This window comes from Actinorectispora metalli, from assembly GCF_056323685.1.
The window spans coordinates 1,524,388-1,549,044 of the sequence record NZ_JBREYE010000001.1 but is presented as its reverse complement, the minus strand read 5'-3'; the positions used below and the strand labels follow the sequence as shown (position 1 = coordinate 1,549,044).

Sequence of the window (24,657 nt, the reverse complement as noted above, 5' to 3'; positions counted from 1 at the left end):
AGGCAATGACCGTTCGCCGCACCTCCGCACGGCTGGCCGACGGCCGCGAGATCGTGTACTTCGACGATGACGAGACCGCGCCGTCCCGCGAGGCCGTCGACCCCCGGCCGTTGGACCCGCGCCCCGCGCCCGCCGAACTGCGTCGCGACCCGTTCACCGGCGAGTGGGTGCCGATGGTGGCGTTCCGCCAGACCAGGACCTACAAGCCGCCCGCGAACGAGTGCCCGCTGTGCCCCAGCAAGCCGGGCAGCCCCACCGAGATCCCGGCGCCCGATTACCACGTCGCGGTGTTCGAGAACCGCTTCCCGTCCTTCACCGCGGGCGCTCCCGTCGAGGAGTCCACAGTGGATGGACTACCGATGGTCCCGGTGCGGCCCGCGCTGGGTCGCTGTGAGGTCGTGTGCTTCACCAAGGACCACGACGCGGCGTTCGGCACCCTCAGCCCGCGCCGGGTCCGCACCGTCGTGGAGGCCTGGGCAGACCGCACCCTGCGGCTCGGCGCCGAACCGGGAGTGGAGCAGGTGTACTGCTTCGAGAACCGCGGCGAGGAAATCGGGGTCACCCTGCACCACCCGCACGGTCAGATCTACGCGTTCCCGTTCCTCACCCCGCGCACCGAGAAGATGCTGGCCCGCGCCGCCGAGTACCGCGAAGCACACGGCAGCGACCTGATGGGCGACCTGCTGGAAGCCGAGCACAAAGCCGACCAGCGGGTGGTCGCCACCAGCGCGCACTGGACCGCCCTGGTGCCACCCGCGGCCCGCTGGCCGGTCGAGGTGCTGCTGGTGCCGCACCGCAAGGTGCCCGACATCCCCGCGCTGAGCGACGAGGAGCGCGACGACTTCGCGGTGCTCTACCTCGACCTGCTGCGCAGGTTCGACCGGATGTACGACCGTCCGCTGCCCTATATCGCCGCCTGGCACCAGGCCCCGGTATCAACCGGACGTGATCTTTCCTGGCTTCACCTGCAGGTCTTCTCCATTCTGCGTACGGTGGACAAACTCAAGTACCTCGCAGGCACGGAATCCGGTATGGGTGTGTGGATCGGCGATGTGACGCCGGAACAGGTCGCCGAGCGGCTGCGGCAACTGTGAACAGCTCATGGCGAATGCACATTCGGAGTTCAGCCTGTTCTCAGCTCCAGATCGCAGAGTAGGGCCATGACCGACAAGACCCCGTCCACGCCCGGCGAGCAGCCGGCGACCGGTGCGCCGCAGGATCACTCCCCGCAGACCCCTGCCACGGGCCAGCCGTCGGCAGCGACGGGGCCCTTGGACGCGCAGCCCGCCGCGTCATCCGAGGATGCGACCAACCCCTACCGCGGCAACCCCTGGCAGCCCCCGCCGCCCAACCAATACCCCGGCGGGTACACCCCCGCCTACGGCAGCCAGGCCTGGCAGCAGCCCGGCGGCTACGGTTCCCCGACCCCGACCACCGCGCCAAGGCCCGGCCTCCGCGCGGGCCTGGTCGCCGGTGTAGCGGTGCTGGCGCTGCTCGGCGGCGGTGTCGGCGGCGGCATCGCGGGCTACGTCGCAGGCCAGTCCGCGACCACCAGCGTCGGCGGCCCCAACGCCCTGGACACGGTGCCGCCCGCCAAGACCGCCGCCGACGCACCGCCCGGATCGGTGCAGGAGGTGGCGCAGAAGGTGCTGCCCAGCGTCGTCCAACTCCAGGTGGCGGGCCGCCAGTCGGCGGGCGCGGGCTCAGGCGTGATCATCAGCGCCGACGGCCTGATCCTCACCAACAACCACGTGATCGAGGCCGCGGCGCAGGGCGGCGAGATCGTCGCGGTCTTCCGCGACGGCACCAGGGCGCCCGTGCAGATCGTCGGCCGCGCCCCGCAATCCGACCTGGCGGTGGTGAAAGCCAACGGCGTCCGCGACCTCAAGTCCGCCGAGCTCGGCAACTCCGCCGAGCTGGCCGTCGGCGAGCAGGTGGTGGCCATCGGTTCACCGTTCCGGTTGGCGGGCACCGTCACCAGCGGCATCGTCAGCGCCCTGAACCGCCCCGTCCGCGCGGGCGGCGACGAGGGCTCCGAAACCACCGTGCTGGACGCCATCCAGACCGACGCCGCGATCAACCCCGGCAACTCCGGCGGCCCGCTGATGAACATGCGCGGCCAGGTGGTCGGCATCAACTCCGCGATCTACAGCCCCCGCGGCGGCGGCGAATCCCAAGCCGGTTCCGTCGGCCTCGGCTTCGCCATCCCGATGGACCAGGCCCGCCGCATCGCCAAGGAGCTCCAGGACAACGGCCAAGCCACCCAGGCGATCCTCGGTGTGACGGTGAAAGACGGCGACCCGACCGGCGCGTTGATCGCGGGCGCGGTGGCAGGCGGACCGGCGGAGGCGGCGGGCCTCAAGGCAGGCGACGTGGTGCTGCAGATCGACGACCGCCGTATCGACGGCCTCGACGCGCTGGTCGCCGCGGTCCGCTCACACAAGCCCGGCGACAAGGTGAAGCTGCTGGTCTCCTCGGGCGGCAGCGAACGCACCGTCGAGGCGACACTGGGCAGCGAGGTCATGGGAACCGGCCGCTGACCGGCGAATACCGCGGAGTTCTGGAACGACGACCGAATCGTTAGCAACCGGCGACCCACACCAGTCGGGAATGAGTTCCACTGTATGTGGGACGGCGTGCTCTGGTCGCTGGCACACCAGACCCCGCGAGGTGGACTTCTCAGGGGAGCAGGGACCCCGGAGAAGTCCACCTCGCACTTGAAAGTCGAGCGAACGGGCGATGACTCAGCTCCAGTCCGCGCAACTCCCACCTGCCAGTTGGTCTACTCGGGGAAGTCGCGGCGATCACGTTCATGACGCCCGCCGGTCAAAAAAATCTTGAACTTCTGCTGCCATAGCTGTGACCAGCCATAACTCGATCACGCTTGGCGCCGCCCTCCATCACAGCTGTACGCACAGCGAACAATTACCGGTCTCTGACAATTCATCCCGGAACCCGGCCCCACCGCGCCCCCGCCGCTACCGTTTCCCCTGTGGACACTCCAGGCGAGGTGCTGGTCGTCGACGACGACCTGACGGTGCGCGATGTGGTGCAGCGGTACCTGGAACTGGCAGGCCACCAAGTGCGCGTCGCCGGTGACGGCGAGACGGCGCTGCGCCTGTTCGGCGAGCACCAGCCCGACATCGTGGTGCTGGACCTGATGCTGCCCGGCATCGACGGCCTCGAGGTGTGTCGCAGGCTGCGGCAGTACAGCGAGGTCCCGGTGGTGATGCTCACCGCGTTGGGGGAGGAGCAAAACCGCATAGCCGGCCTCGAGCACGGCGCCGACGACTACGTGACCAAGCCCTTCAGCCCCCGCGAATTGGCCCTGCGGGTCTCCTCGGTGCTCCGTCGCTCCCGTTCCGCCCCCGCCGACCCGGTGGGCATGGAGGTCACCGACGGCGAACTCCGCATCGACCTCGCCGCCCGCCGAGCGCTGCTGCGCGGCGCGGAACTCTCACTCACCAGTCGCGAATTCGACCTCCTGGCCTTCCTGATGCGCCACCCCGGCGTCGCCTTCGGCCGCGAGGAACTCCTCACCAAGGTGTGGGGCTGGGACTTCGGCGACCAGTCCACAGTGACCGTCCACGTGCGACGCCTGCGCGAGAAGATCGAGGACCAGCCCGCCCGCCCCGTCCGCATCGCCACCGTCTGGGGCGTCGGCTACCGCTGGGACCCCGCGTGATCACCGACCTGGTCCACATCGCCCCCTATGCGATCGGCTTCACCCTCCCGATCGCCCTGGTCGGCGCCCTCCTGCTCTACCGTTTGCGCCGATCGTCACTGACCACCGCGATGACGGTGGTGGTGCTCATCCCGCTGGTGGCCACCGAGGTCGCGGTGATCGGCATCAGCGGCTTCATGTTCAGCCCCATGCTCCGCACCGTCCTACTGGTCAGCGGCGTGGTCGCGGCCGTGACCGTGCCCATCGCGGTACTACTGGGCAGAGCCCTCGGCCGCCGCAGCGTCTGGGAACGCGACGCCCGAGAACGCGAACGCGCCGCCGAAGCCTCCCGCCGCGAGCTGGTCGCCTGGATCAGCCACGACCTGCGCACCCCGCTGGCAGGCATCCGCGCCATGTCCGAGGCCTTGGCCGACGGCGTGGTGTCCACCCCCGACGAGGTGTGCCTCTACGCGGCCCGCATCCGCCACGAGACCGAACGCCTGTCCGCCATGGTCGACGACCTCTTCGAGCTGTCCCGCATCACCGCGGGCGCCCTCCAACTCCACCTCCACGAGGTGGCCCTGGGCGAACTGGTCAGCGACGCCGTCGCCGCCCAGGGCCCGGTGGCCCGCACGAAGGGCGTCCACCTGTCCACCCGCTCCACCGACTGGCCCCTGGTGCTGGGCAGCGACACCGAACTGGCCCGAGTGGTCCGCAACCTGCTCTCCAACGCCATCCGCCACACACCGCCCGACGGCGCCGTTGTCGTCCACGCGGGCACCGACGGCTCCGAAGCCTGGCTCGCCGTCGACGACGCCTGCGGCGGCATCCCCGACCACGACCTACCCCGAGTCTTCGAGGTCGCCTACCGCGGCACCCCGTCCCGCACCCCCACCGCCCCCGACACCCAACCAGCAGGCGCAGGCCTCGGCCTGGCCATCGCCAAGGGCCTGGTCGAAGCCCACCGCGGCCGCCTCACCGCCACCAACCACGGCCCCGGCTGCCGCTTCGAAGTCCGCCTCCCCCTAGCCGCGGACTAACCCCACTCGCCCATCTCAGCGCAACCCAAGCTCGTGATTGCGGTACCACCCAACTCGGCGCCTCTCCCGATCGCACCCTTACGCCGTCTTGTCCGTGCGCCTTGCGTACTTCGCTCTCGCGCCCTCGTGCCAGCGCGCTCTGGCGTCCGCGCGCCTGCAGGCCCTTCTCTCTCTCTCTCGCCCTGGCCCTCGCCTTCGCGCCCCTCGCCTCGCCCTGCGCTCTTGCGCACTTGCACCCTCCTGCCCTCGCTCTCGCGCCTTCGCGCCCTCATGCCCGCGATCGCGCCCTCGTGCCCTCGTGCCCGCGCGATCGCGCCCCGCGTCCGGGTCACATCCGGACGGTCCACCATCCTTTCGGCATGGCCCGCCTCTACCACCCACTGTCAAAACCAGCACGCCACACGCACAACTTTCCCAGCGTGTTATCCACACCCTCGGCGGTTATCCACAGGCACGACCAATCCGTTTTTCGCCGGACGGGATGGTCGATAGGCTGACCGAGGGGTCGCCCCCCGGGCGGGCGGGGGCTATGTTGGTGCAGGTCAGAGCGTTGGATTTTGGTGGGGGCGTTACTTTTTGGGGTCGTGGCCCCAGTTCATGAGGGAGTAGCGCCACTTTGTTGCGGTGATGTCGCCGTCGGGCCGTTGGGCGAGGTGTCGGTGCACGTAGCCGACGACCTTGCGCATGTGGTCGTAGTCGGAGGCGCTGAGGTCGTCGCGCTTCTTGTGGAGGATCTCCACGATTCGGCGACCGGAACGGTGGCCGGTCGACTCGGCAGCACCGTCGGTGTCGCCTACGGACTTCGACTCCTCGGTGTCCAGCCAATCCGCCAACTCGCGGGCGGTCAGGTTCACGGCCTCTCCGAAGTCGCGGCGTACCTGGTCCTCGTCGGTCACGAGTCCCTCCGGTGCAGCGACTCCGGCTTGTGTACGGCGGTGCGGCCCGACTTGTCGCTGCGGACCCGGTACTGCGGGTTGTCCTTATCGGCCCGCACCGTCCGCCCCGAATCCTCGGTATCCTCCGTGATCTTCTTCTCCACCTTGCCCGGCACATCCTGGCCGTGACTGGACCAACTCACCTTGTCGCCGCGGCGAAGCTCCTTATCGGACACTTTCGCTCACCTCCGCGATCCAGGGTCACCCGGATGGCCGCACGGCGCACGACGGGCCGCAGCCTGAAAACTTGCTGAGCAGGGCCCGCCAGGTAAGCCAAGTGTCGGTGTCTTTGGCTACGGTGATCGGTATGGAACGCAGCGCGCAGCGCCTCGGACGCGCCCTGGTGGTCATCGTCGACGACCGAGTGGCGCAGGGTGAACATGAGGACGGCACCGGTCCACTGGTGACCGAGTTGCTGGAGGAAGCAGGCTTCATCGTGGACGGCACGGTCGCCGTCGCAGGCGAGATCGTGGAGATCCGCAGCGCGCTCAACACCGCCGTCATCGGCGGGGTCGACCTTGTCGTGACGGTCGGCGGCACCGGCGTCTCGCCGCGGGACTGCACGCCCGACGCCACCGTCGGGGTGCTGGATCGACCCGTGCCGGGCATCGCCGAGGCCCTGCGGGCCTCCGGTCTCGCCGCGGGCGCGGTGGACGCGGGCATCTCCCGCGGGGTCGCGGGTGTCTCGGGCAGCACGCTGGTGGTGAACCTGTCCTCGTCCCGCTCCGCGGTGCGCGACGGCATGGCCACCCTTGGCCCGCTGGTCGGGCACATCATCGAGCAGCTTTCCGGCCTCGAAGAGGCCTGAGACAGCGTTCAGCGACCGGCACTCCGCAGAGTTCCGGTCGCTGAACCTCAGGTCACTTCCTCTTGTCCGAGCTGAGGACGCCCTCCACCTTCGAGCTCACGCTCTCGATCCGGTCGTGGAACTTGCCGCCGGTGGCCTTGTCGACTCCGGTCGCGGCCACGTCGATGCCCTTGGCCGCCAGGTCGCCTGCCTTCTCGGCGAACGGCGCCACCTTTTCGGCAAGGGGCGTTGCCCTCTTCTTGGCCTGGTCAACGAGTCCCTTGGCCGTGTCCAAGAAGCTGCTCATCGTCTGCCTGCCTCTCGTCTGCCGATTTCACGGGGTTGGGTGAAACCGGGCGTATCCGCCCGATGGATACCCGATCGGAGGCTTGCGCAATCTTGGAGAGGACGATGGTGGGCATGAGCGACGAAGAGCCGGGCGACAGCGAGGCGGGCATCGAGGAGAAGCGGCGCGCCGAGGCGCGCAGGCGCCGCCTGCTGGCCGAAACCTTCGGCGAGGTTCTCCCGGACACCACCTCCGATGACCGCCAGCGCCCTGGAAAGGCTGTCGATCAGGAACGGTGGTACCGGGAGAACCGGCCGCCGCATCACGGCGGCCCCTGAGCCCACCCTGCCCGAAGCCGGTCCGCGAGGCCCGCGCATCCAGACCGGCTCGGTGAGCCCCGGGTGCCTGTCAGACCTTGGTGTTCTGCTCGCGCAGCAGGTCGCGGATCTCGGTCAGCAACTCGACCTCGCTGGGACCGGACGGCGCGGCCTCCTCCTTCTTGACGAAGCGCTCCAGCAGCTTGCTCATCGGGACGATCACCAGGAAGTACACGATCGCGGCGATGATCAGGAAGTTGATCACGGCGGTGATGAACTGCCCATACGGGAAGGCGACGCCGAGGACCTTGAACTCGCCGCCGACCTCGCCGCCGGTGAGCGTCTTGACCAGCGGCTGGATGAACGCGTTGCCGAACGCGGTCACCACGGCGGTGAACGCGGTGCCGATGACCACCGCGACCGCGAGGTCGACGATGTTGCCGCGGAAGAGGAAGTCGCGGAATCCCTTGAGCATGCTTACCCCTCATTGGGCTAGCGGCTACGGCCGCATGGTGGATCGAATTCTCAGCGGAGGGTAACGGTGAACGGTTGCGTCAATGCAACCGCCGCCACCCGTGCGGCTTTCTCCCTGGATAACGCCACCACAACCAGCCTGCCGCGCTCGGCGCCCGCGCCGACCGGCCGCACCGTCACGACCGTGGCATCGGCGACCAGCGGAGAACCGTTGTCCCCGTTGACCTGAGCGGTGATCACCTGCACCCGGCGCCCCGGGTACAGCAACTCCCCGATGTCCGGATCGGACAGTCGCAACGGAACGTTCACCAAGCCGACACCACGATCGGACACTGTGGACAGCGCCGCGTCCGCAAGCCGGACGTCGGTCAAAGGCTCACCCTCTCGGGCGGCGCCCGCCAACACCCGATTGTCCACATCGGTCACCGAGCGCAGTGCTCCGCGGGGCACTGCCTCCGCCGGGAGTGACCGCACCAGGACGTCCTCGCCGCGCAGCCCGGTTCCCGCCGGGATGTCCCTGGCCGCCACGACCACCGGCTCCCGAGCCGCCTCGGCGGAAGGCCACAGCGTCAGGGCCGCGGCCAGCAGCGCCAACGCGACCGCGACCAACCGCCGCAACAAGATCACGCGTTTCCAGCCAGGACCGCGGATGACCCGGCTCAGCCTGTCCCGAACCAGGGGAGAGATGCCCTCCGCCACTGCCGCCTCCACCTCGCCCGGCTCCGCGGGATGCGGAGCGATCAAGGTCGACGCTAGGCCGCAAGGCGAGGCCGATGGGGATCAATTTGCGTGGCTGTGGACAACCGGCTGTCCTGTGGATAACTCGCCGAAAAACGGGGTCGGCGAAAACCTAAGAGGCCTTGGCTGTGGTAGAGGAGCTCGTCGAGGTCGAGGTGCTGCTCGACGCGGGCTTGGCATCAGAGGACTTGGAGTCGCCGCTCTTCGAGTCCGACGAGGCAGCGGGCTTGGACTCGCCTGCGCCTGCGCCCGAGTCGCTCTTGCCGCCCGAGCGGCTGTCCGTGCGGTAGAACCCGCTGCCCTTGAACACGATGCCCACGGCGCCGAACAGCTTGCGCAGCCGACCGGAGCACTCCGGGCAGTCGGAGAGTGCGGAGTCACTGAACGACTGGACCGCCTCGAAGCGGTGGTCGCACTCGGTGCAGGCGTACTGGTAGGTGGGCACGGCTCCTCCGGGCGGGATATCTGGCACTCAACCCCATGGAGTGCTAACCAAAATGATAGCCCGCAGCTTCCCACCTGGGAAACGCCCCAGGCACGTGAGCCTGTGCAGTGTCATAGCTCACATGGGCAGCGCCAGAGGCCCGTGGCCGGGTGTGACCACCGCGTGCATCGGCACATCGTGCGGCTCACCGGGGAGTTTCTCGACGACCTCCTCGTCCCGCACCACCGCGATGAACTTGGTGTCCGACCCCGCGAGCTCCAGCGACCGGTCGTAGTGCCCCGCGCCGCGGCCCAGCCGCAGGCCGCTGCGGTCCACCGCCAGCGCGGGCACGAACACGAACGCCGCGATCGTGATGGCCGTCGGCCCCAGGCTCTGCCCGAGCGGCTCCAACATCCCCATCGGACCCCGCCGCAGCGAGTCCGGCCCCAGGTAGAAGGCCCAGTCCAGCGGTTCCCGGCCGACCACGATCGGCAGCAGCACCCGATGACCCAGCGCGGTGAGGTCGTCGAGAACCTGGGCGGTGCCCGGCTCCGAGCCCACCGGAACGTAGGCGCAAATGGTCACCGGCTCCAGCGCGGAAGCCCAACCGGTGATCCGCCGAGACAGGCTGGAGGCCTCCGCGGCGCGGTGGTGGACCGAGACGGCCTTGCGGCGCGAAAGCACCAGCGAGCGCCAGCTCTGCTTGTCCGTGGGAGGCGTGGTCGACGGTGTCACTCTGCTCACAGTAGGTGCCCATTAGGCTCAGCCGGTATGAGCTCGTCGAGTGTCTTCAAGACCGCGATCGTTCCTGCCGCCGGACTGGGTACACGGTTCCTGCCGACGACCAAGTCCGTGCCCAAAGAGCTACTGCCTGTTGTCGACACACCCGCTATTGAACTGGTTGCCGCCGAGGCCGCCGAAGCGGGTGCCTCCAGGCTTGTCATCGTCACCTCTCCGGACAAGAGCTCCGTCACCAAGCACTTCGAACGTAATCATGACCTGGAAGCCACGCTCGCCGAGCGGGGCAAGACCGAACTGGTACAGAAGATCCGACGCGGTCCGGAGCTGATCAAGGCCGAGGTGGCCATCCAGGAGCAGGCACTCGGCCTCGGCCACGCCGTCGGCTGCGCCGAGGGCAACCTGGACGGCGACGACGAGGCAGTGGCGGTGCTGCTGCCCGACGACCTCGTGCTGCCCACCGGCGTGCTGACCACGATGGCAGAGGTTCGCGGCCGGTTCGGCGGCAGCGTGCTGTGCGCCTTCGACATCCCCCGCGAGCAGATCTCCGCCTACGGCGTGTTCGACGTCGAGGAGACCGACACCCCGGACGTGCTCAAGGTCAACGGCATGGTGGAGAAGCCCAAGCCCGAGGACGCCCCATCGACCTACGCCGCCGCGGGCCGCTACCTGCTCGACCGCGTGATCTTCGACGCACTCAAGCGGATCACCCCCGGTGCCGGCGGCGAGTTGCAGCTCACCGACGCCATCGCCCTGCTCATCTCCGAGGGACACCCCGTGCACGTGGTCGTGCACCGCGGTGGCCGCCACGATCTGGGCAACCCGGGTGGCTTTCTCCGCGCGGCGGTCGACTTCGCGCTCCAACATCCAGAGTACGGTCCTGAACTGCGGCAATGGTTGCGGGACCGGCTCGCGGCCGACTGAGCATCTCGGGAGGAGGCCGCTCGGGCGCCGCGGGAACTTTTCGCATGCGTCGTGAGGTCTGGAAAACATGAGGTCGGTAGACGAACAGCTCGCCCGCGTACTCGCCGCGGCGGTACGCCCTTCGCCGGTGCGGGTTGCCATTTCCGAGGCGCAGGGCCTGCTCTGCGCCGAGGAAGTGGTCGCCGAGCGCGCGTTGCCCGGCTTCGACCAAGCCGCGGTGGACGGGTACGCGGTGCGCAGTGTCGACGTGCAGCAGGCGGGCTCGGAACCCGTGGTGCTGCCCGTCGTCGGGGAGATCGGCGCGGGCTCCCGCCAGCCCCGCAGGCTCCAGCCCGGGCAGGCGGTGCGGGTGGCCACCGGAGCACCCCTGCCCACGCTGGCGGACGCCGTGGTGCCAACGGACTACACCGACGCCCACCCGGCCAGGGTGACCGTCAACCAGCCGGTGCCCTCCGCGGCCTTCGTCCGCCGCACCGGAGAGGACGTGCAGACCGGCGACGTCGCGGTCCGTCGCGGCTCGGTGATCGGTGCCGCCCAGGTCGGCCTGCTCGCCGCGGTCGGCAGGGACAAGGTGCTCGTGCACCCCAGGCCGCGGGTGTCGGTGATCTCGGTGGGCGAGGAGTTGGTCGACATCGACCGCACGCCCGGCCCCGGCGAGATCTACGACGTCAACTCCTACGCGCTGGCCGCCGCCTCCCGCGATGCGGGCGCCGAGGTGTCCAGGGTCGGCATCGCCAGCAGCGACCCGCGGCGGCTGCGGGAGATCGTCGAGGGCAGGCTGCTGCTCAGCGAGATCGTGGTGGTGGCAGGCGGTGTCGGCGGCGCCGACGGCGACGAGGTGCAGGCCACGCTGAGCGAACTCGGCGACATGGACGTCACCAGGGTCGCCATGCACCCCGGCTCGGTCCAGGGCTTCGGCAGGCTGGGCCCCGACGCGGTGCCCACGTTCCTGCTGCCCAGCAACCCCATCAGCGCCCTGGTGATCTTCGAGGTGCTGGTCCGCCCGCTGATCAGGGCCGCGCTGGGCAAGAACAACCCGCACCGCAGAACCGTGACCGCCCGTCTCCTGTCAGCCGTCAGCTCCACCAAGGGCCGGAAGGGCTTCGTGCGGGGGCAGCTGCTGCGGGACAGCTCGAACGGGGACTATCTCGTGCAGCCCCTTGGCACGGCCGGGGCCCATCTGCTTGCCTCTCTTGCCGAGGCGAACTGCCTGGCGATGATCGACAATGATGTGACCGAACTGGCCGCGGGAGACGAGGTCCAGGTGACGTTCCTGGCGCAGCGTAGTTGAGGCAGTGACGAATACGGACGGGAAAGTACACCTGGTGGAGCAGGTGAGGGTCGGTGCCGACAGCGATCGGCACCCCGGCTGGCCGACCACGCTCGGCCCGCTGCTGGTCGCCGCCGGGCGGGTGGAACTGCGGGCGCCGCGGTGGCGCGACGCCGGGGCGTGGAGCAGGACCAGGCTCGCCGACCGCGCCCACCTGGAGCCATGGGAGCCCGACGCCGCGGGCGGCTGGGAGGAGCGCAACGCCATGCTGGCCTGGCCCGCCCAGTGCTCCGCGCTGCGCAGGCTGGCCCGCCGCGGCCAGGCCCTGCCGTTCGTGATCACCGTGGACGGCGTGTTCGCGGGCCAGCTGACCATCGGAAACGTCGTGCGCGGCGCCCTGCGTTCCGGCTGGGTGGGCTACTGGGTCACCAGCGGCCGCACCTGCGGCGGGGTGGCCACCGCGGCCGTCGCCCTGGCCGTCGACCACTGCTTCTCGGCGGTGGGCCTGCACCGTTTGGAGGCCACCGTGCGCCCGGAAAACACCGCGAGCGTCCGCGTCCTGACCAAGTCGGGCTTCCGCCAGGAGGGCCTGTTCCGCCGCTACCTCAGCGTGGCGGGCGACTGGCGCGACCACCTGTGCTTCGCGCTGACGGCGGAGGAAGTCCGGCGTAGCCTGGTGCAACGCCTGGTCGACGGCGGTTTCGCCCGTCACGGGTGATCCATTCGGACGATCACGATTAGTACCGAAACCGATCAAGCGCGGCGAGTCTCCGACGCCGGCGTGACTCCTGTGACTAGCGTGGCCAGCGCAGGTCTGCTGCTCGTGGCTAGGGGGAGGTGACGGGGCATGCCAAGCTCGTTGATTTTCGCGGCACTTGCGGTGGCATGGCTGGTCGTCCTCGTGCCCATGGTCGCGCGGCGGCGGCAGGAAGTCGCCCGGACCGCGGACTCGGCGCTGGCCGCCAGGGTCGTGCGGCGTGGAAGTCTGCGCGCCCGGGTGGAGGAGGTCTATGCCATGCCGGACGCCAGAGACGAGCCAACGCAGGACATGCCGGAAGACGAGTACTACGACGAGGAGCCCGACGACGCCGACGAGGAATCCCACTCCAGGGCCTACCGCCCCGGCCGAGGCGGCTTCGACCCGCAGACCGCGGCCATGCTGGCGCAGGCCCGCTACTCCCGCCGCCAGCGCATCGTCCTGCTCATGCTCCTGCTGGCCGTAGGAACGCTGGTAGGAGGCTTCTTCCTACCCAGCTTGTGGTGGGTGCACGCCGCCGTGGACCTGGCCCTGGCCGCCTACCTCACCTACCTGCGCCGCCAGGTCCGCATCGAGGAGGAGATCCGCCGCCGCCGCACAGCGCGGATGGCCGCCCGCCGCAGGCCCGCCGCGGAGGCCCACGACCGCATGTACGAGGCCGCCAGGGAACGCATGCAGGGCCAAGCCCACCCCACCCGCCCCCAAGAACCCGAGCCGCGCCCCAAGGCCCCCCGAGCCCCCCACCCCGGCACCTCCGTGGTGGAGCTCGACGACGAAGATCCGGCCTTCGACGAGCTCGAATACTTCGGCGACGACTACTACTACCGCCGCGCCTCCGGCCTCTGACCCTTGATCGCCAACCCCCCGCTACACCCCACCGCCACCCCTTGCTAAGCTTCACCAGCACTTCGGGGCTGTAGCGCAGTTGGTAGCGCGTCTCGTTCGCATCGAGAAGGTCAGGGGTTCGATTCCCCTCAGCTCCACAGCAGGTCAAAGGCCGTCCATGGGGCAATGGACGGCCTTTTTTCATGCCCGCACAGCAGCGAAGTACAGCAACGGCTACCTACTGCGGCGGCTGTTCCCAAGCCAATTGAGGGCCTGCTGTGTCGTGATGGATGAAGCTTGCGCGTAGATCACCATCGTGATCTGGCGCGTGGGTGCATGTCGAGGTCCGCCACGGTTGGTATCGCTCAGACCGTTGGCGCTTTGTCGCTCGACTGCGACCCATTCGGCTTCGCGAATTGGTGAAATGAGCGCTTCGCATCTACCGGGGAGGCGCTTTGGGCTGGATGAAGAAAACAGCGGAGCAAATCGCGGAAGAGTCGGCGCTCAAGGAGCAACAGCGCCGGGAGTCCGAGCAACGGAAGCTCGCGGCTGAGAGGGAAAGAGAGCAGCGCGCGTTCTTCAGTTCGCCTGCTGGGTTGGCGCGGATGGCGTTCGGTCGAGGTGACCAGGTGTTTCAGTACTCGATGGACGTGATGAGCCAACAGGCGATCATCGTTGTGATGGTGGGGAGTGCCACCTCGCAGAGAACGAGCGATCCGAGCACAATTCTCAACTTGATCTGCAATGAAGGGTGGGAACTGGTCAATGGTTCCTTTGTCTTCGTTGAACAGGGTCAGCAGAGTCGAGACAAATTCATGTCGTCTGGCCAGAATGTTGCGATTAAGGGGTGTACTGTCGGCTACTACCTATTCCGACGTTGTGAAACCAACCGGCGTACGCCCCAGGATCAATGGGGGATGCACGGCTGACGGCCGGCGATCACTCAGTGGGCCAGGGCCATGCATGCAGGGTCAAGGTGCTGGTGAACCGGTGGTGCTCGCCAGAGAGTGGATCGGTGAACTCCAGCGTTTTGGCGAGTAGCTGGAGAGGTTCGGTGAAGTCGTCCAGGGGCTTGTCGGTGAACGTCGGGTAGAAGGGGTCACCGAGGATGGGGAGGCCGAGGCTGCTCATGTGGAGGCGGAGTTGGTGGGTTCGGCCGGTTATCGGAGTCAGGCGGTAGCGGCCTAGGCCGTTGCGGTGTTCCAGCAACTCGACCAGTGTTTCGCTGTTGGGTTCGCCAGGGACCTCGAAGGCCGGGAGGATGCCGCGTTCCTTGATGATGCGGCTGCGGATGGTCCGGGGGAGTGTGATGGCCGGGTCGTGGGGGGCGATGGCTTCGTAGGTCTTGGCGACCTTTCGGTCGCGGAACAGCGTTTGGTAGGCGCCGCGGTCGGGGCGGTTGATGACGAAGACCAGCAGGCCCGCGGTGGGGCGGTCGAGGCGGTGGGCGGGGCTTAGCTCGGGGAGGTCGAGCGAGCGGCGGAGGCGGATCAGGGCTGTTTCCAGGATGTGGCGGCCGCGGGGCATGGTGGCCAGGAAGTGCGGTTTGTCGGCCACCACGATGCGGTCGTCGCGGTGCACGACGGTGATCTCGAACGGCACCGGGACCTCGTCGGGAAGGTCGCGGTGGAACCAGATGAACGCACCCGGTGTGAACGGGGCGTCCAGCCCAAGGGGACCGTCCACACCGACGATGCGCTGCTCGCGCAGCATCTCCTCGATGCGCTCCGCAGGGACGGGCAGGCGGTCGGCCAGGTGGTCGCGCAGGGTGGTCCACGGGCCGTCGAGCGGGAGCCGCAGGCGGGCCGCGTCGAGGCCGTGGCGTTGCGGCAGGGGGCTTTTCAACGCCAGCTTGGCAGCCAGAGTTCGGCCTGCCACCGCTCGTTGGTGATCGGATCGCCGACCAGGATGGGCCAGAGCCAGGCGAAGTTGGCTACCACCAGTCCGATGTAGAGGGACACGATGAGCAGGCCGGTGCCGCGGCGTTCGTTGCCGAAGCGGGCTTTGCCGAGGATCTCGCCGAGGATCAGGGTCAGGCCCAGGACCAGGAATGGGGCCATGGGCGTTGTGTAGAAGAAGTACATCTGGCGGTCGATGTTGTGGAACCACGGCAGCCAGGAGGCGCAGTAGCCGACGAGGACGGCGGCGTAGCGCCAGTCGTAGCGGGTGAACACGCGCCACAGCGACCAGCCGAGCATCGGGAACGCCAGCCACCACATCGCCGGGGTGCCGATCAGCATCGTGGCGCCGACGCAGGTCGACTCGCCGCAGCCGCCGGGCAGCTGGCCCTCGAAGTAGAACAGCATCGGGCGCAGGCCCATCGGCCAGCTCCACGGCTTGGACTCGTACGGGTGCGGGGCGGCGCCGTTGAGGCCGGTGACCAGGGAGCTGTGGAACTCCAGCACCTTGTTCGTGTACACCCACAGGCCCTGGAGGGCCTCGGGGGCCATCGCCATGAAGCCGTCGGCGGTGGCTTTGTGGCGGTCGGTGCCGGTTTCGCTGGCGAACCAGGACCACCAGGTGGCCACGTAGACCAGGTTGGGGATGATCAGGAACGCCCACAGGGCGGGGAGCAGATCGCGGCGGATGACGCCGAGGATCGGGTCGCGGACACCGGCGGCGCGGCGGGCGGTGTAGTCCCAGAGCAGGGTGAGGATGGCCAACGCGGCGGCGAAGAACACGCCGGACCACTTCACGCCGATCGCCAGGCCCAGGCACAGGGCTCCGGCGAAGCGCCACCAGCGGAAGCCCAGGGCGGGGCCGTAGATGGTGTCGTTGACCCAGCCTTCGCGGACGGCTCTGGCCAGTCGGGAGCGGACCTGGTCGCGGTCGACCAGCAGCGCGGCGAACGCGGCGATGACGAAGAACGCCATGAAGATGTCCAGCATGCCCATGCGGGACATCACATGGCTGACGCCGTCGCAGATCAGCAGGATGCCCGCGATCGCGCCGAGCATCGTGGAGCGGGCCATCCTGCGCGCGGCGCGGATGATCAGCAGGATGGACAGGGTGCCCGCGACGGCCGCGGTGAACCGCCAGCCCCAACCGGTGTAGCCGAACAGCATCTCGCCCACCGAGATGAGCTGTTTGCCCAGTGGAGGGTGCACCACGAGTTCGAAGCCGGGGTTGTCCTCGTACCCACCGTTGCGCCACGCCTGCCAGGCCTGCGGAACGTAGTGCTTCTCGTCGAAGATCGGGGTGCCCTTGTCGGTCGGATGACCGAGGTTCCAGAACCGGACGATGCCGCCGATCAGCGCCAGGCTGAGCGTGACGAGCCAGCCGCGCAGCCGGTCGGTGGGCATCGGCGTGACGAGTCGCTCCACCGGATCGAGCGAACGTCGGTCCTCTTCGCCGCTCGCGTCCGGGTGCGGTGCTGCCGATGCCCCGATCGGCTCGTCCGAGTCGGGTGCGTGGGGTGCAAGGACACTCACGGGAGGGATCGTAGGCTCGCTGGAGTGAAGTCTGTATCCGAGTCCGGACATTTGGTGCTGGCCGCGACCCCGCTCGGTGAGGTGCGCGATGCCAGTGCGCGCCTGATCGAGGCGTTGGGCAGCGCTGATGTGATCGCCGCCGAGGACACTCGGCGGCTGCGGTCGCTGGCCGCCGCCCTCGGCGTGTCGATCACGGGCAGGGTGGTCAGCTTCTACGACGCCGTCGAGACCAACCGGCTGCCCGCCCTGGTGGAGGCCGTGCGGACCGGGCAGACGGTGCTGTTGGTGACCGACGCGGGCATGCCCAGCGTGTCCGATCCCGGCTACCGGCTGGCCGCGGCCTGCGCGGCGGAGGACCTGCCTGTCACCTGCCTGCCTGGGCCCTCGGCGGTCACCACGGCGCTGGCGGTGTCGGGGCTGCCCTGTGATCGGTTCTGCTTCGAGGGCTTCGCGCCCCGCAAGGGCGGTGAGCGGCGGCGCTGGTTCGGCGAGTTGGCCGCCGAGCGCCGTACCGTCGTGTTCTTCGAATCGCCGCACCGATTGGCCGAGACGCTGGCCGCCGCCGCCGAGGTGATCGGCGCGGACCGGCGCGCCGCCGTGTGCCGGGAGCTCACCAAGACCTACGAGGAGGTCCGTCGCGGCACCCTCGCCGAACTGGCCGAATGGGCGGCTGACGGCGTGCGGGGGGAGATCACCGTGGTCCTGGAGGGCGCCACCGGCAGCGAGGAGCCGGACCTGGCCGCGTTGATCGCCGAGGTCGAGCAGCGGGTCGCCGACGGCGCACGCCTCAAGGAGGCCGCTGCCGAGGTCGCGGGCGCCAACGTCAGCAAGAAAGCACTGTACGACGCGGTTCTCACCGCCCGCCGCAAGCCCTGAAACGGCCCTCTGCTTCCGAATTAGTGTCCAGAATCCGGCCGGACGATGTGATAAGACCGAACTTGGACACCAAATCCGGGGAGGGCGGGGCTACAACGCCGCCCGCGGCACCTCGGAGTGCAGGTTCAGCAACTCCACCAGCGGCGCCGCCTTGTGCAGGCACTCCTGCCATTCGGCTGCCGGGTCGGAATCAGCGGTGATGCCGCCGCCGACACCGAGCCAGAGACGGTCCCCTGCGAACTCCAGGGTGCGGATCGCGACGTTGAGCTCCAGGCCCGCGACGGGGGAGGCCAGGCCGATCGCGCCGGTGTAGACCTCGCGGGGCGCCGACTCCAACTCCGCGATGAGCTCGCAGGCGCGGATCTTCGGGGCGCCGGTCACCGAGCCGGGCGGGAACGTCGCGGCGAGCAGCGCCGCGTCGTCCACCGTCGCGGGCAACTGGCCCTCCACGGTGGACACCAGGTGCCAGACGCCGGGAGCGGGCTGTACCGCCAGCAGTTCCGGCACCGTGACGGTGCCGGTGCGGCACACCCGGCCGAGGTCGTTGCGGACCAGGTCCACGATCATCACGTTCTCGGCGACGTCCTTCACCGACTGTCGCAGCAGCACCGCGTTGCGCTCGTCCTGCCTGCCGCGGCGGGGCAGCGTGCCCTTGATCGGGCTGGAGGACACCCGGCGCCCGTGCCTGCGCAGGAACAACTCGGGCGACAGCGACGCCACCGCGCCCCAGTCGCCCGCGACGTAGGCGGCCCTGGTGGAACGCAGCCGGGCCGAGCCCGCCGCGAACACTTCCACGGGGTCGCCCGCGAACTCCCACCCGAAACGGCCGCAGATGTTGGCCTGGAAGATCTCACCCGCGCCGATCGCTTCGACGCAGCCCCGCACCGCCGCCTGGTGGGACGCCTCGGTGGGCATCTCCGCGTGGCCGACCCGCCAGCCTGGTGACGGCGGCTCGGGGCCGTCGACCACCAGCGCCGCCAGTTCGGCGGCCAGAGCGGTGGGCTCGTCGGCGGCGACCAGCGCCTCGAACCACCAGCGGCCGTGCCGGTCCCGGCGCAGCAGGTGGTCGGCCCACCCCCAGGCGGCCCTGGGCAGCGCCCGCTCGGCGTACACCGGATCGGTCAGGCCGTAGCCGAGGTAGCCGATCCAGCCGCCGCCGATGGCGGTGGGCGGTACCTCGGTGTCCACGCTGAGCACGGGTTGGCGGGCCGGGATCGCGAAGGCCTCCGACGCTCCCGTCACCGGGCGGATGTCCACGCTCGGGGCGAGCACGGCCGAGCCGTCGAACCAGTCCCCGATCAGGGCCGCGGGCGGCGGCAGGCCGCGGGCCCGGGCGCGGGCCGCCAGCCGCCGGAGCACCAACTCGGGCGGGGCGGCGCCTGCCAGCGGCCTGACCACGACTCGCATCGCTGCATCATCGCCTCTCCTGCATCGAAGAGGTGAGCCCGCGGGCCCGATGGTGGCCTATATGACACCTGCGTCCCCTATCACGTCGGCCGTGCCCGCGTGGCCGAATCGATGGGGAATGAGCAATCACACAATGGGGGCAATCGCCCGGTGATCTTCAAATGCACATGTTAATTTCCCATCGCAATGTTCGGATGAAATGGGGGAGACGAATTCATGTCGGCTCTGAAGCGAATTGTCACGGTTGTGGCCAGTGCGGCCGCGAGCCTCGCGATGCTGGTTTCGCTGACCGGTACGGCGCATGCGGCGGGCGAATTCAACAACGGCGCCACCACGCTGATCTCGCGTGACCACGGCCTGTGGATCGGCACCCTGGAGGTGGCGGTCTGGACGCAGAACATGAACGCATCGACCAAGGCCAGGGTCTGGGGGCCCGGCTTCGACGTGACCACCAAGAACGAGTACGTTGACGCCTTCCGCACCTACCGCGACTGGGTCAAGCTGGACCGGGCGTTCCGCGAGGGTGACCGCATCTGCGCCGAGGGCTACCGCTACGACGGCAACCGGTGGATCCCCAAGGGTCTGCCCTGCTTCACGATCAAGCGCTAGGGCGAAGAAAAGCAATTGGCGGCCGAGTGGGCGACTCGGCCGCCAATTGCCGATTTCAGGCGTTTTCGCGTTGGAAGGTGCGCGTTCCGAAGATCACGCCCAGCACTGCGACCGCGGCCGCGACGACAAGTCCGATCCACACCGACGGGTCACCGAAATCGGCGCGGAACAAAGCGCGTTCCGCGTTGACCACGTGGCTGAGCGGGTTGATCGCGGCCACCGCCTGTAGCCAGCCCGGCGCCATCTGCATGGGCAGCAGCAGACCGGACAGCAACAGCAGCGGAACCATGATCATGTTCGCCATCGGGGCCATGGTCTCCTCGCTCTTCAGGCGCAGCGCCATGCCGTATCCGATGGCTGCCAGCCCGCCGGTCAGCAACGCGAGCACCAGCAGGCCCACCAGCACGCCGGGTATGGAGGCCCGCAGCCCGAACGGAATGGCGATCAGCACCAGCAGGATGCCCTGCACCAGGATCGAGACGACCTCCTTGCCCAGCCGCCCGACCAGCAGCGCGACCCGGCTGACCGGAGTGACCCGCATCCGCTCGATCACGCCCATCCGGTACTCATACAGCAGGCCGAAGCCGACGCCGATGAAGCTGAACAGCGCGAGCTGGATCAGCAGGGCGGGGGTGAAGATCAGCCAGGCGTCGCCGGGCGGCATGCCCGGCACCTGGACGAACTTCTCCAGCAGCGGCGCGAACAACGCCAGGTACATGATCGGCTGGGCCAGCCCGATCAGCACCCACACCGGGTTGCGCAGCTGCTGGCGCAGCGACCGGCTGAACACCAGCATCGTGTCGTGCAGCACGCGCATCAGGCACCCACCTTCACGGGCTCGTCCGGCGTGGCCGCGGGCTGGTTCCAGGACTCCTCGGCATCGCGCAGCGTGCGCCCGGTCAGCGTCAGGAATACGTCGTCCAGCGTCGGCCGGTGCACGCTCACCGACGCCAGGCCCACGCCCGCGCCGTCCAATTCGCGCAGCAGCACGGGCAGCGACTGGTCGCCATGCGGCACCCGGAACCGCACCTCGGCGCCGTCCACGGTGAATTCGTGCGCACCGGGCAGGCCCTCGGCGATCCGGGCGGCGTGCGCCGCGGCGCCATCCGCGCCCTGCACCGTCAGCACCACCGCGTCACCGGACACCCGGCGCTTGAGCTCGTCCGGGCTGCCCTCGGCGACGATCTTGCCGTGGTCGATGACCAGCACCCGGTCACACAGCGCGTCGGCCTCCTCCAGGTAGTGCGTGGTGAGGAAGACCGTCACCTCCTCGGAGCCACGCATGGTGCGGATGTGCTCCCAGAGGTTGCTGCGGCTCTGCGGGTCCAGCGCCGCGGTCGGCTCGTCAAGGAACACCAGCGTCGGCGAGTGGATCAGGCCCATCGCGATGTCCAGCCTGCGGCGCTGACCGCCGGAGAGCGTCTTGGCCCGCCGCTTCTCCATGCCGGTGAGTTCCAGCTTCTCCATCAGCTCGGCGGCCTTGGCGCGGGCCGCCTGCTTGGTCATGCCATACATCCGGCCGTGCAGTTGCAACTCGTCGCCGATGACGTCCTCATGGCCGACGCCGCCGCCCTGGGCGACGTAGCCGATCCGGCGACGCACGCCCACCGGGTCGGTGAGCAGGTCGCAGCCCGCCACGGTCGCGGTACCCGCGGTGGGGCTGAGCAGCGTGGTGAGCATGCGCAGAGTGGTGGTCTTGCCCGCGCCGTTGGGCCCCAAGAAGCCGACGAGCTCACCGGCGGCGACGTCGAGATCGACGCCGCGAACCGCCTCGACGGTGCCGGTGCGGGAGTGGAAGCTGCGGGCGAGCCCGCGTGCAGAAATCATGATCCCCCTCAGTTCTAATCAAGTTTGACCATACCTGAGGTGTCCACGGATTTACGGCGTCGACGTGTCGCCCTGAAGCTCGTATTTTCCCTCGTCAAGGTCGGTGAGCACCGACTTGCACCAGTCGGCCTGGGCGGCCAGCAGGTACTGCCAGAGCCGGAACATCAGGCCGACCTGCGACGGAGCGCCGAACTCGGAAAGGCTTTCCCACGACCCGGGCAGCGCGGCCGACTTCGCCGCCAGGTCACGGGCCCGATCGCCGAAGACGAAGGTCAGTTCCTTGCGGGTGAGCGAGGTCATGAACACCACGCCCGTGCACAGTTCGCTGATCGTGCATTCGTGGTTGGTGAGCAGCCTGCGCAGCAGGAGCAGGAACTCGGCGTCACCCGCTTCGGTGATCTCGTAGACGGTGCGCTCGACTTTTCCCTCGGCGTCCTCGTCCTCGGAGGCCCGCAGCATTCCGTCGGCGGACAGCTTCTTCAACGCGTGGTAGATCGAGCCCGGTTTGGTGTTGGCCCATTCATCGGCGTGCCAGCCCTGCAATTCCTGCCGCACCCGGTAGCCGTGGGCAGGCCCGATCTGCCGGACGACTCCGAGGACAAGCAGGCGTGTTGCAGACATTGGCGATACCCATTCGATTCTCCGACCTTGACAGCCGTAGGCTAAGCCGCCGTGAGCATCCCCGTATTGACCGCCGTCGCGTGGCCCTATGCCAATGGTCCGCGGCACATCGGCCACGTCTCCGGTATCGGTGTGCCCTCCGACGTCTTCTCGCGGTACATGCGAATGGCCGGTCACCGGGTGCTCATGGTCTCCGGCTCCGACGAGCACGGCACGCCGATCACGGTGCAGGCCGACAAGGAGGGGCTGACCGCCCAGCAGACCGTCGACAAGTACCACCGCCTCATCGCGGAGGACCTGCACGGCCTCGGTGTCAGCTACGACCTCTACACCCGGACCACCACCGGCAACCACTACCAAGTGGTGCAGGACCTGTTCCTGGCGCTGTACAACAACGGCTACGTCACCACCAAGACCACGCTGGGCGCCATCAGCCCGTCCACCGGCCGCACGCTGCCGGACCGCTACATCGAGGGCACCTGCCCGATCTGCGGCTACGACGGCGCGCGTGGTGACCAGTGCGACAACTGCGGCAACCAGCTTGACCCGCAGGACCTCAAGAACCCCCGCTCGAAGATCAACGGTGAGACGCCGAAGTTCACCGAGACCGAGCACCTGTTCCTCGACCTGCCCGCGTTCACCGAGTCGATCGGCAAGTACCTGGCGAGCCGGGTGGACTGGCGGCCCAACGTCGTCAAGTTCACCACCAACATGATCAAGGACCTGCGGCCGAGGGCGATCACCCGCGACCTGGACTGGGGCGTGCCGGTACCGCTGGACGGCTGGCGGGACCAGCCGCTGAAGAAGTTCTACGTGTGGTTCGACGCGGTGATGGGCTACTTCTCGGCGACCGTCGAATGGGCCCGCCGCTCCGGCGACCCCGACGCCTGGCAGGCCTGGTGGAACGACCCGTCCGCCCAGATCTACAACTTCATGGGCAAGGACAACATCGTCTTCCACTCGCTGATCTGGCCGTCGATCCTGATGGGCCACAACGGCCAGGGTGACAAGGGCGGCACGCGGGGACCGTTCGGCGAGCTGAACCTGCCCACCGAGGTGGTCTCCAGCGAGTTCCTCACCATGAGCGGCTCGAAGTTCTCCACCTCGCGCGGCACCGTCATCTACGTCAACGACTTTTTGCGCGAGTTCGGCCCGGACACGCTGCGCTACTTCATCTCGATCGCCGGACCCGAGACCCAGGACGTGGACTTCACCTGGGAGGAGTTCGTGCGCCGGGTGAACTTCGAGCTGGCCAACGAGTGGGGCAACCTGGTCAACCGCTCGGTGGCGATGGCGGCCAAGAACGTCGGCGCCATCCCCGACCCGGTCGCGCCGACCGACGCTGACGCCGAGCTCAAGCAGCTGTCCGCGAAGGCCTTCGGCACCGTCGGCGAGCACCTGCGCCACAACCGGTTCAAGCAGGGCCTCAACGAGGCGATGCGCGTGGTCGGCGCGGCGAACAAGTACCTGTCCGATCAGGAGCCGTGGAAGCTCAAGGACGATCCGGAGCGCCGGGACACGGTGCTGCACACCGCGCTGCAGGTCGTGTCGGACGCGAACACGCTGCTCACGCCATACCTGCCGCATTCGGCGCAGAAGGTGCACGAACTGCTGGGCGGCACGGGCGTGTGGGCGGCGCAGCCGGAGATCACCGACGTCGAGGACCTGGACATCGAGGGCCGCGGCTACCCGGTGCTGACCGGCGACTACGCGAACGAACAGGCGAAGTGGGAGAGCAGGCCGATCGAGGTCGGCAAGCCGCTGGGCAAGCCGAGCCCGCTGTTCGCCAAGCTTGATCCGGCGCTGGGTGAGACCGGCCCGGAGTGGGCGCCCATCAAGCCATGAGCGGCAGACGCGAGTCGGCCCCGGTGCCGGAGGCAGCGCTTCCGGCATCGGCCGTCGACGCCCACACACATCTGGACGCCTGCGGCTGCGTCACGGCCGCCGACGTCGCCGCGATGCTCGACCGAGCCGAATCCGTCGGTGTCGGCCGCGTGATCACCGTTGCCGACGACCTGCCATCGGCCCGCTGGGTCGCGCAGGCGGCGGGCTGGGACGCCCGCGTGTTCGGTGCCATCGCACTGCACCCCACGCGGACCAGCGACTTCGGCTCCAAGGAGCAGGAGGAGCTGGAGCGGCTGGCCGCCGAGCCGCGGATCGTGGCGGTGGGTGAGACCGGGCTGGACTACTACTGGGACTACTCGCCGCCCGCCGCGCAGCAGGAGGCGTTCCGCTGGCACATCGACCTGGCCAAGCGGCTGGGCAAGCCGCTGATGATCCACGACCGGGACGCCCACGAGGACGTGCTGCGGATCCTCGCCGAGGAGGGCGCTACGGAGCAGGTCGTCTTCCACTGCTTCTCCGGTGACGCGGACATGGCTCGACGGTGCGTGGATGCCGGATATGTCCTGTCCTTCTCGGGCACCGTGACGTTTAAAAACGCCGTTTCCTTGCGCGAGGCGGCCCGGTTGGTACCTCTTGACCAGTTACTGGTTGAAACTGACGCTCCTTTTCTCACGCCGCACCCCTACCGCGGACGGGTGAACCAGTCGTACTGTCTGCCCTACACGATCCAAAACTTGGCTACATTGCGTGAGATTTCGGTCCACGAACTAGTGACCACCAGTACTTCTAACGCTGAACGGGTGTTTGGACTAAGGGAGGTTGCGGCGCCGTGACTGCTCGTCACTCACGTACGCCCTATGAC

28 protein-coding genes and 1 tRNA gene are annotated in these 24,657 nt (G+C 68.7%); 16 read left to right on the top strand and 13 right to left on the bottom strand.

The genetic code is table 11. The features are described from left to right. Nucleotides 1-5: 5 nt before the first annotated feature. The 4 genes from galT to ACU6XJ_RS07060 all read left to right on the top strand — a co-directional run bounded on the left by galT (nt 6) and on the right by ACU6XJ_RS07060 (nt 4,704). Nucleotides 6-1,094, top strand: coding sequence for a galactose-1-phosphate uridylyltransferase (gene galT, locus ACU6XJ_RS07075; RefSeq protein ID WP_476307855.1), 1,089 nt, complete (start codon nt 6-8; stop codon nt 1,092-1,094). 66 nt (nt 1,095-1,160) lie between these two features. Beyond that, entirely contained in the window at nt 1,161-2,540 is a 1,380-nt protein-coding gene (locus ACU6XJ_RS07070) for a S1C family serine protease (protein ID WP_476307853.1), read from the top strand. Nucleotides 2,541-2,992: 452 nt separating this feature from the next. After that, on the top strand, nt 2,993-3,685 hold the full coding sequence (locus ACU6XJ_RS07065) for a response regulator transcription factor (RefSeq protein ID WP_476307851.1): 693 nt from the start codon (nt 2,993-2,995) through the stop codon (nt 3,683-3,685). Continuing rightward, nucleotides 3,682-4,704 (top strand): sensor histidine kinase, encoded by a 1,023-nt coding sequence (locus ACU6XJ_RS07060; RefSeq protein ID WP_476307849.1) that lies wholly within the window; start codon nt 3,682-3,684, stop codon nt 4,702-4,704. Before ACU6XJ_RS07065 ends, ACU6XJ_RS07060 begins: the two co-directional genes overlap by 4 nt. Before the next feature lie 569 nt (nt 4,705-5,273). On the opposite strand, the gene ACU6XJ_RS07055 is transcribed toward ACU6XJ_RS07060, so the two are convergent. Both ACU6XJ_RS07055 and ACU6XJ_RS07050 read right to left on the bottom strand, forming a co-directional pair. Beyond that, nucleotides 5,274-5,600 (bottom strand): DUF3140 domain-containing protein, encoded by a 327-nt coding sequence (locus ACU6XJ_RS07055; RefSeq protein WP_476307846.1) that lies wholly within the window; start codon nt 5,598-5,600, stop codon nt 5,274-5,276. Continuing rightward, complete coding sequence (locus ACU6XJ_RS07050; protein WP_476307843.1) at nt 5,597-5,815, bottom strand: hypervirulence associated TUDOR domain-containing protein; 219 nt, start codon at nt 5,813-5,815, stop codon at nt 5,597-5,599. Before ACU6XJ_RS07050 ends, ACU6XJ_RS07055 begins: the two co-directional genes overlap by 4 nt. Nucleotides 5,816-5,946: 131 nt before the next feature. Between ACU6XJ_RS07050 and ACU6XJ_RS07045 the strand changes: the two genes are divergently transcribed. Beyond that, entirely contained in the window at nt 5,947-6,447 is a 501-nt protein-coding gene (locus tag ACU6XJ_RS07045) for a MogA/MoaB family molybdenum cofactor biosynthesis protein (protein WP_476307840.1), read from the top strand. 52 nt (nt 6,448-6,499) lie between these two features. On the opposite strand, the gene ACU6XJ_RS07040 is transcribed toward ACU6XJ_RS07045, so the two are convergent. Beyond that, nucleotides 6,500-6,733, bottom strand: coding sequence for an antitoxin (locus ACU6XJ_RS07040; RefSeq protein WP_476307837.1), 234 nt, complete (start codon nt 6,731-6,733; stop codon nt 6,500-6,502). A 113-nt stretch (nt 6,734-6,846) separates the two neighbouring features. Here ACU6XJ_RS07040 and ACU6XJ_RS07035 point away from each other — a divergent pair, with 113 nt between their 5' ends. Next, nucleotides 6,847-7,050: a hypothetical protein gene (locus ACU6XJ_RS07035; RefSeq protein ID WP_476307834.1), complete on the top strand. Its 204-nt coding sequence runs from the start codon at nt 6,847-6,849 to the stop codon at nt 7,048-7,050. Nucleotides 7,051-7,120: 70 nt separating this feature from the next. Here the strand turns inward: ACU6XJ_RS07035 and mscL are convergent, their stop codons facing one another. The 4 genes from mscL to ACU6XJ_RS07015 all read right to left on the bottom strand — a co-directional run bounded on the left by mscL (nt 7,121) and on the right by ACU6XJ_RS07015 (nt 9,400). Further along, nucleotides 7,121-7,504, bottom strand: coding sequence for a large conductance mechanosensitive channel protein MscL (gene mscL / locus ACU6XJ_RS07030; RefSeq protein WP_476307831.1), 384 nt, complete (start codon nt 7,502-7,504; stop codon nt 7,121-7,123). A 50-nt stretch (nt 7,505-7,554) separates the two neighbouring features. Beyond that, complete coding sequence (locus tag ACU6XJ_RS07025; protein ID WP_476307828.1) at nt 7,555-8,247, bottom strand: SAF domain-containing protein; 693 nt, start codon at nt 8,245-8,247, stop codon at nt 7,555-7,557. Nucleotides 8,248-8,353: 106 nt separating this feature from the next. Next, entirely contained in the window at nt 8,354-8,686 is a 333-nt protein-coding gene (locus tag ACU6XJ_RS07020; RefSeq protein ID WP_476307825.1) for an FmdB family zinc ribbon protein, read from the bottom strand. 117 nt (nt 8,687-8,803) lie between these two features. Next, nucleotides 8,804-9,400: a 5-formyltetrahydrofolate cyclo-ligase gene (locus ACU6XJ_RS07015; RefSeq protein WP_476307823.1), complete on the bottom strand. Its 597-nt coding sequence runs from the start codon at nt 9,398-9,400 to the stop codon at nt 8,804-8,806. Nucleotides 9,401-9,436: 36 nt separating this feature from the next. On the opposite strand from ACU6XJ_RS07015, the gene ACU6XJ_RS07010 reads away from it, so the two are divergent. The 6 genes from ACU6XJ_RS07010 to ACU6XJ_RS06985 all read left to right on the top strand — a co-directional run bounded on the left by ACU6XJ_RS07010 (nt 9,437) and on the right by ACU6XJ_RS06985 (nt 14,108). Beyond that, nucleotides 9,437-10,327, top strand: coding sequence for a UTP--glucose-1-phosphate uridylyltransferase (locus ACU6XJ_RS07010; RefSeq protein ID WP_476307821.1), 891 nt, complete (start codon nt 9,437-9,439; stop codon nt 10,325-10,327). Nucleotides 10,328-10,394: 67 nt separating this feature from the next. Further along, nucleotides 10,395-11,618, top strand: a complete 1,224-nt coding sequence (glp, locus tag ACU6XJ_RS07005; RefSeq protein WP_476307819.1) for a molybdotransferase-like divisome protein Glp — start codon at nt 10,395-10,397, stop codon at nt 11,616-11,618. A 34-nt stretch (nt 11,619-11,652) separates the two neighbouring features. Beyond that, complete coding sequence (locus ACU6XJ_RS07000) at nt 11,653-12,315, top strand: GNAT family N-acetyltransferase (RefSeq protein WP_476307817.1); 663 nt, start codon at nt 11,653-11,655, stop codon at nt 12,313-12,315. Between the two features lie 129 nt (nt 12,316-12,444). Beyond that, complete coding sequence (sepX, locus tag ACU6XJ_RS06995; protein WP_476307814.1) at nt 12,445-13,200, top strand: divisome protein SepX/GlpR; 756 nt, start codon at nt 12,445-12,447, stop codon at nt 13,198-13,200. 64 nt (nt 13,201-13,264) lie between these two features. Next, nucleotides 13,265-13,337: transfer RNA gene (locus ACU6XJ_RS06990), tRNA-Ala, on the top strand. Nucleotides 13,338-13,634: 297 nt separating this feature from the next. After that, nucleotides 13,635-14,108 carry a hypothetical protein gene (locus tag ACU6XJ_RS06985; protein ID WP_476307812.1) on the top strand — a complete coding sequence of 158 codons (474 nt, stop codon included), beginning with the start codon at nt 13,635-13,637 and terminating at the stop codon, nt 14,106-14,108. Between the two features lie 10 nt (nt 14,109-14,118). On the opposite strand, the gene ACU6XJ_RS06980 is transcribed toward ACU6XJ_RS06985, so the two are convergent. Together ACU6XJ_RS06980 and ACU6XJ_RS06975 are read right to left on the bottom strand one after the other, a co-directional pair. Continuing rightward, a complete protein-coding gene (locus tag ACU6XJ_RS06980) occupies nt 14,119-15,057 on the bottom strand; it encodes an RluA family pseudouridine synthase (RefSeq protein ID WP_476307810.1) in 939 nt (312 codons plus the stop codon). Beyond that, a complete protein-coding gene (locus ACU6XJ_RS06975; RefSeq protein WP_476313833.1) occupies nt 15,021-16,481 on the bottom strand; it encodes a dolichyl-phosphate-mannose--protein mannosyltransferase in 1,461 nt (486 codons plus the stop codon). The genes ACU6XJ_RS06980 and ACU6XJ_RS06975 overlap by 37 nt, the downstream gene beginning before the upstream one ends. Before the next feature lie 153 nt (nt 16,482-16,634). Between ACU6XJ_RS06975 and rsmI the strand changes: the two genes are divergently transcribed. Beyond that, nucleotides 16,635-17,486 (top strand): 16S rRNA (cytidine(1402)-2'-O)-methyltransferase, encoded by an 852-nt coding sequence (rsmI, locus tag ACU6XJ_RS06970; RefSeq protein ID WP_476307808.1) that lies wholly within the window; start codon nt 16,635-16,637, stop codon nt 17,484-17,486. Between the two features lie 90 nt (nt 17,487-17,576). Here rsmI and ACU6XJ_RS06965 read toward each other — a convergent pair whose 3' ends face one another. Next, entirely contained in the window at nt 17,577-18,893 is a 1,317-nt protein-coding gene (locus ACU6XJ_RS06965; protein ID WP_476307807.1) for an aminodeoxychorismate synthase component I, read from the bottom strand. A gap of 216 nt (nt 18,894-19,109) precedes the next feature. On the opposite strand from ACU6XJ_RS06965, the gene ACU6XJ_RS06960 reads away from it, so the two are divergent. Further along, nucleotides 19,110-19,502: a hypothetical protein gene (locus tag ACU6XJ_RS06960; RefSeq protein ID WP_476307805.1), complete on the top strand. Its 393-nt coding sequence runs from the start codon at nt 19,110-19,112 to the stop codon at nt 19,500-19,502. Nucleotides 19,503-19,557: 55 nt separating this feature from the next. On the opposite strand, the gene ACU6XJ_RS06955 is transcribed toward ACU6XJ_RS06960, so the two are convergent. From ACU6XJ_RS06955 to ACU6XJ_RS06945, 3 genes are read right to left on the bottom strand one after another with little or no spacing between them, the layout of a single operon-like run. Further along, the gene (locus ACU6XJ_RS06955) at nt 19,558-20,313 is read right to left on the bottom strand and encodes an ABC transporter permease (RefSeq protein WP_476313831.1); all 756 of its coding nucleotides are present in this window, start codon (nt 20,311-20,313) and stop codon (nt 19,558-19,560) included. A 5-nt stretch (nt 20,314-20,318) separates the two neighbouring features. After that, entirely contained in the window at nt 20,319-21,329 is a 1,011-nt protein-coding gene (locus ACU6XJ_RS06950; RefSeq protein ID WP_476307803.1) for an ATP-binding cassette domain-containing protein, read from the bottom strand. A 51-nt stretch (nt 21,330-21,380) separates the two neighbouring features. After that, nucleotides 21,381-21,950, bottom strand: a complete 570-nt coding sequence (locus tag ACU6XJ_RS06945; RefSeq protein WP_476307801.1) for a PadR family transcriptional regulator — start codon at nt 21,948-21,950, stop codon at nt 21,381-21,383. A gap of 51 nt (nt 21,951-22,001) precedes the next feature. On the opposite strand from ACU6XJ_RS06945, the gene metG reads away from it, so the two are divergent. Continuing rightward, nucleotides 22,002-23,795, top strand: a complete 1,794-nt coding sequence (gene metG, locus ACU6XJ_RS06940) for a methionine--tRNA ligase (RefSeq protein WP_476307799.1) — start codon at nt 22,002-22,004, stop codon at nt 23,793-23,795. After that, nucleotides 23,792-24,628, top strand: a complete 837-nt coding sequence (locus ACU6XJ_RS06935) for a TatD family hydrolase (protein WP_476307797.1) — start codon at nt 23,792-23,794, stop codon at nt 24,626-24,628. The genes metG and ACU6XJ_RS06935 overlap by 4 nt, the downstream gene beginning before the upstream one ends. The last annotated feature ends 29 nt before the right edge of the window (nt 24,629-24,657 follow it).

Coding starts and splice junctions, on each gene's coding strand:
- galT (WP_476307855.1), top strand. CDS start 6: ATGACCGTTCGCCGCACCTCCGCACGGCTGGCCGACGGCCGCGAGATC.
- ACU6XJ_RS07070 (WP_476307853.1), top strand. CDS start 1,161: ATGACCGACAAGACCCCGTCCACGCCCGGCGAGCAGCCGGCGACCGGT.
- ACU6XJ_RS07045 (WP_476307840.1), top strand. CDS start 5,947: ATGGAACGCAGCGCGCAGCGCCTCGGACGCGCCCTGGTGGTCATCGTC.
- ACU6XJ_RS07040 (WP_476307837.1), bottom strand. CDS start 6,733: ATGAGCAGCTTCTTGGACACGGCCAAGGGACTCGTTGACCAGGCCAAG.
- ACU6XJ_RS07035 (WP_476307834.1), top strand. CDS start 6,847: ATGAGCGACGAAGAGCCGGGCGACAGCGAGGCGGGCATCGAGGAGAAG.
- mscL (WP_476307831.1), bottom strand. CDS start 7,504: ATGCTCAAGGGATTCCGCGACTTCCTCTTCCGCGGCAACATCGTCGAC.
- ACU6XJ_RS07010 (WP_476307821.1), top strand. CDS start 9,437: ATGAGCTCGTCGAGTGTCTTCAAGACCGCGATCGTTCCTGCCGCCGGA.
- glp (WP_476307819.1), top strand. CDS start 10,395: ATGAGGTCGGTAGACGAACAGCTCGCCCGCGTACTCGCCGCGGCGGTA.
- sepX (WP_476307814.1), top strand. CDS start 12,445: ATGCCAAGCTCGTTGATTTTCGCGGCACTTGCGGTGGCATGGCTGGTC.
- ACU6XJ_RS06975 (WP_476313833.1), bottom strand. CDS start 16,481: ATGCCCACCGACCGGCTGCGCGGCTGGCTCGTCACGCTCAGCCTGGCG.
- ACU6XJ_RS06965 (WP_476307807.1), bottom strand. CDS start 18,893: ATGCGAGTCGTGGTCAGGCCGCTGGCAGGCGCCGCCCCGCCCGAGTTG.
- ACU6XJ_RS06960 (WP_476307805.1), top strand. CDS start 19,110: ATGTCGGCTCTGAAGCGAATTGTCACGGTTGTGGCCAGTGCGGCCGCG.
- ACU6XJ_RS06950 (WP_476307803.1), bottom strand. CDS start 21,329: ATGATTTCTGCACGCGGGCTCGCCCGCAGCTTCCACTCCCGCACCGGC.
- ACU6XJ_RS06945 (WP_476307801.1), bottom strand. CDS start 21,950: ATGTCTGCAACACGCCTGCTTGTCCTCGGAGTCGTCCGGCAGATCGGG.
- ACU6XJ_RS06935 (WP_476307797.1), top strand. CDS start 23,792: ATGAGCGGCAGACGCGAGTCGGCCCCGGTGCCGGAGGCAGCGCTTCCG.